This window comes from Prauserella aidingensis, assembly GCF_024171865.1.
Classification (GTDB): Bacteria; Actinomycetota; Actinomycetes; order Mycobacteriales; family Pseudonocardiaceae; genus Prauserella; species Prauserella aidingensis.
Window position 1 is genome coordinate 35,773 of sequence record NZ_JAMTCN010000033.1, and the last position, 10,796, is coordinate 46,568.

Consider the following 10,796-nt stretch of genomic DNA (forward strand, 5'->3'; position numbering starts at 1 on the left):
CGGAAGCTACCGGTCGGTAATGAGCTTACCTGCGCCGTGCGAAGAAGCGATCACCCGAGCGCTCCAGCACGAGGTCCTGGCCGAACGTAGCCGACAGGTTCTCCGCCGTCAGCACGTCGTCGAGCAGACCACCGGCCACCGTGCGCCCCTCGGCCAGCAACAGTGCGTGGGTGAACCCGGGCGGAATCTCCTCGACATGGTGGGTGACCAGCGCCATCGCCGGCGCATCCGGGTCGAGCGCCAGCTCCGAGAGCCGCGCCACGAGGTCCTCGCGGCCGCCGAGGTCGAGCCCCGCGGCCGGCTCGTCGAGCAGCAGCAGCTCGGGGTCGGTCATCTGCGCGCGGGCGATGAGGGTCCGCTTGCGCTCACCCTCCGAGAGCGTGCCGTACTCCCGCGTGGCCAGGTGGGCGATACCCAGCGCGGCCAGCAACTCGTCGGCCCGCTCGGTGTCCAGCTCGTCGTAGCGCTCACGCCAGCGGCCCATGACCGCGTAGCCGGCGCTGACGACGACGTCACGCACCTTCTCGTCACCCGGAACCCGCGCGTTGACCGCCGCCGACGTGAACCCGATCCGCGTGCGCAGCTCGAACACGTCCGTGCGACCGATCTTCTCCCCCAGCACGTGCACGGTGCCGGTCGTCGGGTGCAGCTCCGCCGCCGCCAGCTTGAGCAGCGTGGTCTTGCCCGCACCGTTCGGGCCGAGAATCACCCAGCGTTCGTCCAGTTCCACCGACCAGTCGAGATCGGCGAGCAGCTTGTTGCCGCCCCGCCGGACCCCGACACCCGAAGCGTGGACCACCAGGTCCTCGAGGTTCTCCGGCTGCCCGGTGCTTGCGTCGTCCCGTGGAGTGTCGTGCGCCGCGTTCACGAGTGCCATTCTCACCGACCGGTCGCGCGCGCCCGCGTGTGGGCCCGCATCACGCCGACACGACTCCCGCCACCGTGCCCGCCCTGTGGGCTCACGCCACCCTGCCTTCATGTGGACTCCCGCCACCGCGCCCTCCCTGTGGACTCACGCCACCCTGTGCTCCATGTGGGCTCACGCCACGACGACCTTGCCGAGCTCGGCAGGGCTGGCCAACAGCCGGTGCCGCGGCAACACCCGCACCGTGTAGCCCAGTGCGCCCGCGTGCGGCAGCCGCAGCCGCGCCTCGAACACGCCACGTTCCACCGGCTCCATCGCCACCTGCACACCGTCGGCCAGCTCGTCCGTGTCGCCGACCCTGCCGACCACCGCCTGCACCTCGACGTCGGCCGGGTCCAGGCCCGCCAGGTCGACCTGCGCCCGCACCCGCACGTCCGCGCCCACGACGAGCGTCTCCGCCCCGTCGGCGGACAGCTCCGTGTCGGCGACACGCACCTTCGGCCACGCCTCGTCCAGCCGCGTGCGGTAGTCGTGGAACGCGCGGGAGCCCGCGTAGCCGCCGGCCGTGGCCTCGGCAACGGTCTCCGCCGCGGGCAGGTAGTACGACTCGACGTACTCGCGCACCATCCGCGAGGCCTGCACGTTCGGACCCAGCGTGCGCAACGTGTGCCACACGCGCGAAAGCCAGCCCTTCGGCACGCCCCGTTCGTCGCGGTCGTAGAACAGCGGCGCGATCTGCTGGCCGAGCAGGTCGTACAGAGCGGCCGCCTCGAGGTCGTCCCGTTGCAGCGGGTCGGCGACGCCGTCGGCCGTCGGGATCGCCCAGCCGTTGCTGCCGTCGTAGAACTCGTCCCACCAGCCGTCGCGGATGGACAGGTTCAGGCAGCCGTTGAGCGCCGCCTTCATCCCGGAGGTGCCGCACGCCTCGAGCGGGCGCGTCGGGTTGTTCAGCCACACGTCGCAGCCCCGGTACAGGTAGCGGGCCATCTGCATGCCGTAGTCCGGCAGGAACACGATGCGCCTGCGCACGTCGGGGTCGTCGTCGATGAACCGCACGATCTGCTGGATGAGCGCCTTGCCACCCTCGTCGGCCGGGTGCGACTTGCCCGCGACGACGATCTGGATCGGCCGGTGCTCGTCGAGCAACAGGGCCCGCAGCCGCTCCGGGTCCCGCAACATCAGCGTCAGCCGCTTGTACGTCGGCACCCGCCGGGCGAACCCCACGGTCAGCACGTCCGGGTCGAAGATCCGGTCCGTCCAGCCCAGTTCGAGCGCCGAGGCGCCGCGCTGCAGCCACGCCTCCCGCGCGCGCCTGCGCACCTCGCCGACCAGGTTGGACCGCAGTTCCCGGCGCAGCTCCCACAACTGTTCGTCGGTCACGTCGGCGGCGATGCGGGTGCCGTCCCCGTCTCCCTCGTGGCCCCACTCCTCGTCGTTGCCGCCGAGCAGCGCGGTCATCTCGCGCGCCACCCACGTCGGCCCGTGCACGCCGTTGGTGACCGAGCGGACCGGCACCTCGTCGACGTCGAAACCCGGCCACAACCCCGCGAACATCCGCCGCGACACCCGGCCGTGCAGTTCGGAGACGCCGTTGGCGCGCTGGGCCAGCCGCAACCCCATGTGCGCCATGTTGAACATGCCCGGGTTGTCCTCCGCGCCGAGTGCGAGGACCCGCCGCGGATCGACGTGCGGCAACAACGTGCCGTCACCGAAGTAGTGCTGCACCAGGTCCACGGGGAACCGGTCGATCCCCGCGGGCACGGGCGTGTGCGTCGTGAACACCGTGCCTGCGCGGACCGCCGACAGCGCCTCGTCGAACCCCAGCTCGCCGCCTTCGAGGATCTCGTTGGCACGTTCCAGTCCGAGGAAACCCGCGTGGCCCTCGTTGGTGTGGAACACCTCCGGCTGCGGATGCCCCGTGAGTTCGCAGTACCGCCGCACCGCGCGCATGCCCCCGATCCCGGCGAGGATCTCCTGGCGGATGCGGTGGTCGGCGTCCCCGCCGTAGAGGCGGTCGGTGATGCGCCGCAGGTCGTCGTCGTTGCCGTCGACGTCGGTGTCGAGCAGCAGCAGCACCGCCCGCCCGACGCTCGCCTTCCACAGTTGAGCGCGCAGCTCGCGGCCGCCGGGCATCGCGACGCTCACCATGGCGGGCTGTCCCCACTCCTCGGTGACGAGTTCGAGGGGCAGGCCGTCGGGATCGATCACCGGGTAGTGCTCGACCTGCCAGCCGTCGAGCGACAGCGACTGCCGGAAGTACCCGGCGCGATACAGCGGGCCGACACCGATGATCGGCACCCCCAGGTCGGAGGCGGCCTTGAGGTGGTCGCCCGCGAGCACACCCAGCCCGCCCGAGTAGTTCGGCAGCGCCTCGTGCACGCCGAACTCCATCGAGAAGTAGGCGACCGCCGACGGCACTCGCTCGTGGTCGTCGGCCAGTCGTTGGTACCAGCGCGGCTCGGTCAGGTACCGGTGCAGACCGTCCACGGCCGCGCGGGTGCGTTCCAGGAACGCCTCGTCGTGGGCCAGTTGCTCGAGCCGGTCGGCGGGCATCTCGGTGAGCATGCGCAACGGGTCGCGGATCCGCCGGAACAGCGCGTCGTCCATCGACGCGAACAGGTCGCGCGTCGGCGGGTGCCACGTCCAGCGCAGGTTCGTGGCCAGCGCGGTGAGCCCGGCCAGCCGGTCCGGGATGCGCGCGTGCACGGTGAAGCGGCGGACTGCTCTCATGCTGCGATTCAACCTACTGGATCACTCACGCGCCGCACGGGGGCCGTGATCATCGACATTCCGAGTACCCGATGTCCGGATCGCCGCGTGTCCCGCGCCGGCACTCAGTAAGGTGCACCCCCATGAGGACAGGGGGGCGCCCGGGGCGCGTCAACGCAGCACGGATCATCGCCGGACTGGCCGTCGTGGCCCTGACCGCGACCGGCTGCGCCGGCGAACAGGTCACCGGCGAACTGCAGACGGTGGGGGACGTCGCCGGACTGCCGGTGACGCACTTTGAAAGCGGACTCAAGGACGACGCGCCGAAGCCGGACGTCCAGGCCGAAGGCGCGACCGACGCCGTCGAGGACCGGCTGGCGCTGGCGTCGATCGCCGACGTGACCGACTACTGGGACGAGCAGATGCCGGAGCACTTCGGCGAGAAGTTCGAACACGTCGACAAGCTCATGTCCTACGACCCCGAGGGTCCGGCGCAGGAGGTCTGCGGCACCAGCACCCGGGACATGGCGCTCAACGCCTTCTACTGCCCGCCGGAGGACCTGGTCGCCTGGGACCGCGGCGTCCTGCTTCCGCTGCTGCGCGAGAAGTTCGGCGACATGGCCGTCGCGGCCGTGCTGGCACACGAGTTCGGGCACGCGGTCCAGACCCGGCTCGGCGAGAAGGCCGGCATCGACGAGGGAACCTCGACGATGGTCAAGGAACAACAGGCCGACTGCTTCACCGGCTCGTACATGCGGTGGATCGCCGAGGACACGAGCAAGTACTTCGAACTGTCGACGTCCGACGGCGTGAACGAGGTGCTCGGTGCCCTGTTCCTGATCCGCGACGCTCCCGGCTCGCACGCCAACGAACAGGGAGCCCACGGCTCCGGGTTCGACCGCACCTACGCCGTGCAACTCGGCTTCGAGGAGGGCGCGACACGCTGCGCGGAGATCGACAAGGCCGAGGTCGACCAACGCATCACCGAGGTGCCGTTCAAGAACGCCACCGACCAGGCGCAGCAGGGCCAGGCACCGATCACGGGCGGCACGATGGTCCACGTGCAACGCAGCCTCGACCAGGCGTTCTCCGCCACCGGTGTCGATCCGCCGCAGATCGTGGAGGGCGACGGCACCTGTCAGCAGGGCCGCTCCACCCCGCCGGTGTCGTACTGCGAGCAGAAGAACGAGGTCGTCATCGACCTGGCCACGCTCGAGAAGATCGGCCAGCCCGCCGACCAGGTGGGTGAGCTGACCGGGAAGAAGTCGCCCGACGCGGGCCTCGGTGACTTCGCGGTCTTCTCCGAGGTGGCGTCCCGGTACGTGCAGGGGATCCAGAAGGGCGTCGGGGCGCCCACCGAGGGCGGTCAGGCGGGGCTGCGCACGGCCTGCCTCGTCGGCGCGTGGGCCAAGTTCGCCAACAACCCTGACAGCGGCTCGACGCTGTACCTGTCCCCCGGCGACCTCGACGAGGCGATCGCCGAGCTGTTGCAGCCGCGCAGCCTGCTGGCCGCCGACATCAACGGACACCGGGTCGCCAACGGGTTCGCCCGCATCGAGGCCCTGCGCAACGGCTACCTGGAGGGCTCCTCGGTCTGCACCGAGACCTACAAGTAGCGGCGTCCTACGGGAGGCGCAGGCCCGACGCTGCGGCGGATGTCCGCTCGACGCTCGGCCACGGCGTCATTCGGGTGGCAACAGCGGGCCTGCGTCCCAGCGTTCGAAGACGAGATTCGTGTGGACCAGCGCGACCTCGGGACGGTCGGTGAACTCGTCGAGGACCAACCGCTGGAGGTCGTGCGGGTTCTCGGCGGCCACGTGCACGAGGAAGTCGTCGGGCCCGCTCACGTGGTAGAGCTCGAGCGTCTCCGGCAACGCGAGTACGTGCTGAACGAACGGGTCGACCAACGGACGCCGGTGCGGCTGGACACGGATGTACAGAAGTGCCTGCAGCGGCCGTCCGATCTTCTCGGCGTCGACGCGCACGCTGTAGCCGACGATCACGCCCGCCTCGCGCAGCCGGTTGACCCGGTCGAGGCAGGTCGACGGCGCGATGCCCACCGCGCGCGCGAGGTCCTTGTTCGGGATCCGGGAATCGTTCTGCAACGCCGCGAGTATGCGGACGTCGACCGAATCCAGTTCGGCATTTCTGCTCATTCGTAGAACCATAGCCGGCATCCATGGTTCCCGGCCGACTCCTGCCCGATGCTGCGGGGCGCATCCGTCCCCATCGACGCGGGAGCGTCCCATGCCGCAGGAACTGTCCGTGTTCGTCGCGACCACTCTGCTGATGCTCGTCGTACCCGGGCCCGACTTCGTCCTCGTGACACGCAACACCGCCGCCGGTGGCCGTCGCCGCGGGCACGCGACCACGCTCGGCATCTGCGGGGGCCTGGCGCTGCTGACACTCGTCGCCGCGGCCGGGGTGACCGCGGCGGCCACGCAACCGGACGTACTCACGGCACTTCGGGTCTGCGGCGGCGGATACCTGGTGCTGCTCGGGATGTCCTTCGCTCTGTCCGCGCGTTCCGGGCGCACCGAGGACTCCGCCGCCGGCACCCGGTCGCGCATCGACTCACCGGTGCTGCAGGGGTTCACCTGCAACGTGCTCAACCCGAAGGCGCTGATCTTCTATCTGACGTTCCTGCCGCAGTTCGTGCGCGCGGAGGGCTCGGTCCCGCTGCAGACACTGGCGCTCGGCGGTCTCGTGATCGGGTGCGCAGCGCTGTGGTGGACGATCTACGTCGCGACGCTCGGTTCCCTCGGCAGGGTGCTGGCCCGGCCCCGGGTGCGCCTGGGGCTCGACGTCGGCGCGGGTGTGGCCCTCTGTGCGCTGGGCGCGACGACTGTCGCGGGTGCACTGGGCTGAGCACGTCCGCGTTCCGGCCGGAACGCGGACGTCGGGCCGGGGCGACCGTAAGCCGCCCCGGCCCGACGCGCGGTGTGTTCGGGGCCCGGTGTGTTCGGGGCTCGGTTCAGAACAGGGCGCTGGCGAGGTCGCGGCGCGCCTTGGCGACGCGTTCGTCGGCCGGGTCGAACAGCTCGAACAGTCCGACCAAGTGCTCCCGGACACGGTCTCGGTCCGGCCCCGCGGTGCGGCGGATGGCGTCGATGAGCCGGGCGAACGCCGCCTCGACCTGCTGCTGCGCGACCTCCTGGTCGGCCGCGGCGAGCTGGGCGTCGAGATCGGAGGGGTCGGCGTCGGCCTTGGCGATCGCCGACGAGTCGGACTCCGCCGTCCTGGCGGCGAACCGCACCTGGTTCAGCGCGGCCTTCGCCTGCTCGTTGGCGGGCTCGGCGTCGAGGATCCGCTGATAGGCCGCCTCCGCGGCGGTGAGGTCGCCGCGCGCGAACGCGTCCTCGGCCTCGGTGAATCGCTCGTCCTCCGGCTCTTCCACCGGCTCGGCGGCGGCGCCTTCCTCCGCGGCGCGGATGCCGGGCAGCTTGTCGCGCAGCGCATCGAGCAGCTTGTTCAGCCACTGCTTGATCTCGGGCTCCGGCAGCGCGCCGGAGAAGGCGTCGACGGGCTGTCCGCCCGCGATCGCCACGATCGTCGGGATCGACTGCACACCGAACAACTGCGAGATGCGCGGGTTGGCGTCGACGTCGACCTTCGCCAGCACCCACGCGCCGTTCGCCTCACCGGCGAGCTTCTCGAGCACCGGGCTGAGCTGCTTGCACGGCCCGCACCAGTCGGCCCACAGGTCGACGACGACGAGCGTGTTCATCGACCGCTCGACGATCTCGGCCTGGAACGACGACTCGGTCACGTCGATCACGGCACCGCCGGTGGCTCCGGAACCACCACCGGCGCCCGCGGCCTGCGGCGTGGCCTCCCCACTCGACGCGGACGGACCGGCCTGCTGCTTCGAGGCCTCGGCGCGCTGCTTCAAACCGGACAGATCGACCGCTCCGGAGAGGGCCGCCGGTACCCCTGGAGTGTTGCGTGGCTGTGTCACGGTTCCATCCTGGCACGGACTACTGGGAGCTGGGTCACTGGTGGAATCCTAGCGAATCCGCAGCTCGGCGCCCCTCCCACGGGCGGCGCGGACCGATCCCTCACCAGGGTTCTCCAACGTCATCCCCGGCTCCCCTCCGCGGGCGGTACGGACGCGGGCGTTCACGCGTCGCGCAGGTGCGCCTCGACGCGGTCGAGCTTGGCGTCGAGCTGGCCGGTGTAGCCGGGCCGGATGTCGGCCTTGATCACCAGGCCGACCCTCGCGGCGCCCTCACCCGCGGCGTCGGTCGCGCGCTTGACCACGTCCATCACCTCGTCCCACTCGCCTTCGATCTCGGTGAACATGGACCCGGTGCGGTGCGGCAGGCCGGACTCGCGCACGACCCGCACGGCGCGGGCGACGGCCTCGCTCACCCCTCCGTCGGAGTCGGCGGCGGCCGGGCTGACGCTGAACGCGACGATCATTGGGACTCCCTGAGCTCTGGTACCGGTTCTCTCGTGCCGGTTCTCTCGCGCCGGTGGTCTCGTGCCTCCCCGACCGGCTCGTGGCCCCAGTGTTCTACCCCGATCCCGCCCCGGCCGGCAGCACCGGCCACGACACGTCGGGGCGACCGGCGCCGGCGGCTCGGGGCGAGTGCCCGGCGACCGGGTCCGCGCTGCTAACTTCGGGCGCCATGAACCGTCCGTTGCCGTTCGACCCGATCGCCCGCGCGGCGCAACTGTGGGAGGACCGCATCGGGCCTTCCGACACCATGGCGGCCGTCACCGGCGTCATGCGGGTGCAGCAGATCGTCCAGTCGGCGGTCGACGGCGCGCTGAAACCGCACGGGCTGACGTTCGCCCGCTACGAGGCGCTGGTCCTGCTGACCTTCTCCCGCCAGGGCTCGCTGCCGATGCGGGTCATGGGGGAACGGCTGCAGCTGCATCCGACGAGCGTCACCAACATCGTCGACCGGCTGGAGTCCGGCGGGCTGGTCGCGCGGACGCCGCATCCGACCGACCGGCGCACGACGCTCGTCGAGATCACCGACGACGGGCGCGCCCGCTACGAAGTGGCGACGAAGGCCGTCACGGACATCGACTTCGGGCTCAGCGGGCTGACCGGACGGCAGACTCAGCAGCTCACCGACCTGTTGACCAAGGTACGCAAAGCGGCGGGCGACTTCACCGAGTGAGCCGCCCGCCTGCTTCGTTGCGGGAGTGAGCGGTGTTCAGGCGCCGACCGGCTCGCGGAACAGCGCCGTGCCGCCCTGCCGGGAGCGCTGCGGGCCGTCGAGCTTGCCGCGGCGCAGCGCCCACGTCTCGAACCACCAGGTGAACAGCGGCGGGATGCTCGCGAGGAGTGCGGTGACGGTCGTACCGGCCGTCCAGCCCAGCGGCTTCGCGACGCCCAGCGTCACGGCCAGGTACACCACGAACATGGCGCCGTGCACGGCACCGAGGACGGGAACGCCGCCCTCACCGAGCTCGACGACGTACTTCAGGAACATGCCGATCAGCAGGCCGGCCCACGACAGCGCCTCGGCCACGGCGACCACGCGGAACAAGACGGCGGCCTTGTTCGACAACGGTTTCTCCTCCGCTCGGATGGGGCCACCTCGGACGGCGGCCACGTCACTTGCTGTATACGCCAACGCCGCCCGCGACGCGCAACCTGCCCGTACGTTCCGTGACGGCACTCACGAACGCAGGTTGACCTGGTGAGACCGTGACCACACGTAACCGCGCGGTGCGCCGTGTCACCGCTTCGGGCGGCGCGGCGGGAGTCGCCGCGCCGCCCGGCCGGACTGCTGCCTCGCAACCGGGCACGGCCGCACCCGGCGATCGGCCCGCACCGCCGCCCACTCGGCACCATTGATGGGTCCCGGTGACTGTGTGACGATGCGATCATGGCTCAGCGTCAGACACCGCCGTTCCGCGCAGACCACGTCGGCAGCCTGTTGCGCCCCGCGCAGCTCCACCGGGCGCGGGAGCAGGCGGCACAGGGCGCCATCACCGCCGAACAGCTCCGGTCCGTCGAGGACGAGGCGATCCGCGGCGTCGTCGCGATGCAGCGCCGGGCCGGACTGCAGTCGGCCACCGACGGCGAGTTCCGCCGCTCGTCGTGGCACATGGACTTCATCTACCAGCTCGACGGCGTCTCGAAGAGCGACGAGAAACTGCAGGTGAGTTTCCGCAACGCCGACGGCGAACTCGAGTTCAGCTCGTCCGCCCTCAAGGTCGACGGCAGGGTCGGCCTCGGCCAGGCGATCTTCGCCGACCACTTCGACTTCCTCAAGTCCACTGTGGACTCCGACGTGACGCCGAAGCTCACGATCCCGTCGCCGAGCATGGTCTACTACCGGGGCGGCAGGGCGGCCGTCGACGGATCCGTCTACCCGGATCTCGACGACTTCTTCGCCGACCTCGGCTCCGCCTACGCCGAGCAGGTCGCCGCGATGGGCCGACACGGCTGCCGGTACCTGCAGCTCGACGACACGAGCCTGGCCTACCTCAACGACCCGAACCAGCGCCAACTCGTCGCCGACATGGGCTTCGACCCCGAAACGCTGCACCTGCGCAACATCCGGACGATGAACGCGGCGATCGCCGCCAAGCCCGACGACATGGCGATCACCACCCACCTGTGCCGCGGCAACTATCGCTCGTCCTGGGCCGCGGAGGGCGGCTACGACTTCGTCGCCGAGGCACTGTTCAACGAACTCGACGTGAACGGCTACTTCCTCGAGTTCGACGACGAGCGCTCGGGCGGCTTCGCACCGCTGCGGTTCGTGCCGAAGGGCAAGTACGTCGTGCTCGGCCTGGTCACGACGAAACGCGGCGAGCTGGAGACGGTCGACGGGCTGCAGCGGCGCATCGAGCAGGCGTCGCAGTACATCGACGTCGACCAGCTCTGCCTGTCCCCCCAGTGCGGCTTCTCCTCCACCGAGGAGGGCAACGACATCACCGAGGACGAGCAGCTCCGCAAACTCGAGCTGATCGTCGAGACGGCCGAACAGGTCTGGGGCTGACACCTGCACCCGCGGCGTAGCGTCGGGACCTACGTGGTCGACGAGCCCCGTCACGCCCGCGACCCGTGCGGCCTGGCGCGCCGACGGAATGCCGCGCCAGACGATCACGACGACGGCCGCCCCGAGCACGCCGGCACGACCCGGAATCACCGATCTCAATCATTGAGGTTTTCTCGGTAAGTTGATCTTTGCTGGCTGTCGTCGACCGGCTGGGGTCAAGCCTGGCTGTGGATAGGCGTAGAGCCCCTGGTAGG

General features: G+C 70.6%; 10 protein-coding genes. 4 read left to right on the plus strand and 6 right to left on the minus strand.

Annotated elements, in window-relative coordinates:
• Window positions 1-25: 25 nt before the first annotated feature.
• Together LY13_RS22965 and glgP are read right to left on the minus strand one after the other, a co-directional pair.
• Entirely contained in the window at window positions 26-868 is an 843-nt protein-coding gene (locus tag LY13_RS22965; RefSeq protein WP_253830636.1) for an ABC transporter ATP-binding protein, read from the minus strand.
• Window positions 869-1,039: 171 nt separating this feature from the next.
• Window positions 1,040-3,595 (minus strand): alpha-glucan family phosphorylase, encoded by a 2,556-nt coding sequence (gene glgP, locus LY13_RS22970; protein ID WP_253830637.1) that lies wholly within the window; start codon window positions 3,593-3,595, stop codon window positions 1,040-1,042.
• Window positions 3,596-3,717: 122 nt separating this feature from the next.
• On the opposite strand from glgP, the gene LY13_RS22975 reads away from it, so the two are divergent.
• Window positions 3,718-5,190 carry a neutral zinc metallopeptidase gene (locus LY13_RS22975; protein WP_253830638.1) on the plus strand — a complete coding sequence of 491 codons (1,473 nt, stop codon included), beginning with the start codon at window positions 3,718-3,720 and terminating at the stop codon, window positions 5,188-5,190.
• Between the two features lie 66 nt (window positions 5,191-5,256).
• On the opposite strand, the gene LY13_RS22980 is transcribed toward LY13_RS22975, so the two are convergent.
• Window positions 5,257-5,730 (minus strand): Lrp/AsnC family transcriptional regulator, encoded by a 474-nt coding sequence (locus tag LY13_RS22980; RefSeq protein WP_253830639.1) that lies wholly within the window; start codon window positions 5,728-5,730, stop codon window positions 5,257-5,259.
• A 91-nt stretch (window positions 5,731-5,821) separates the two neighbouring features.
• On the opposite strand from LY13_RS22980, the gene LY13_RS22985 reads away from it, so the two are divergent.
• Entirely contained in the window at window positions 5,822-6,442 is a 621-nt protein-coding gene (locus tag LY13_RS22985) for a LysE family translocator (protein ID WP_253830640.1), read from the plus strand.
• 106 nt (window positions 6,443-6,548) lie between these two features.
• Here the strand turns inward: LY13_RS22985 and trxA are convergent, their stop codons facing one another.
• On the minus strand, window positions 6,549-7,532 hold the full coding sequence (gene trxA / locus LY13_RS22990; protein ID WP_253830641.1) for a thioredoxin: 984 nt from the start codon (window positions 7,530-7,532) through the stop codon (window positions 6,549-6,551).
• Window positions 7,533-7,693: 161 nt separating this feature from the next.
• A complete protein-coding gene (locus LY13_RS22995; RefSeq protein ID WP_253830642.1) occupies window positions 7,694-7,996 on the minus strand; it encodes a thiamine-binding protein in 303 nt (100 codons plus the stop codon).
• Between the two features lie 209 nt (window positions 7,997-8,205).
• On the opposite strand from LY13_RS22995, the gene LY13_RS23000 reads away from it, so the two are divergent.
• On the plus strand, window positions 8,206-8,706 hold the full coding sequence (locus LY13_RS23000) for a MarR family winged helix-turn-helix transcriptional regulator (protein WP_253830643.1): 501 nt from the start codon (window positions 8,206-8,208) through the stop codon (window positions 8,704-8,706).
• A gap of 36 nt (window positions 8,707-8,742) precedes the next feature.
• Here LY13_RS23000 and LY13_RS23005 read toward each other — a convergent pair whose 3' ends face one another.
• On the minus strand, window positions 8,743-9,099 hold the full coding sequence (locus LY13_RS23005) for a DUF3817 domain-containing protein (RefSeq protein ID WP_253830644.1): 357 nt from the start codon (window positions 9,097-9,099) through the stop codon (window positions 8,743-8,745).
• Between the two features lie 321 nt (window positions 9,100-9,420).
• Between LY13_RS23005 and LY13_RS23010 the strand changes: the two genes are divergently transcribed.
• Window positions 9,421-10,542 (plus strand): 5-methyltetrahydropteroyltriglutamate--homocysteine S-methyltransferase, encoded by a 1,122-nt coding sequence (locus LY13_RS23010; RefSeq protein ID WP_253830645.1) that lies wholly within the window; start codon window positions 9,421-9,423, stop codon window positions 10,540-10,542.
• Window positions 10,543-10,796: the final 254 nt, after the last annotated feature.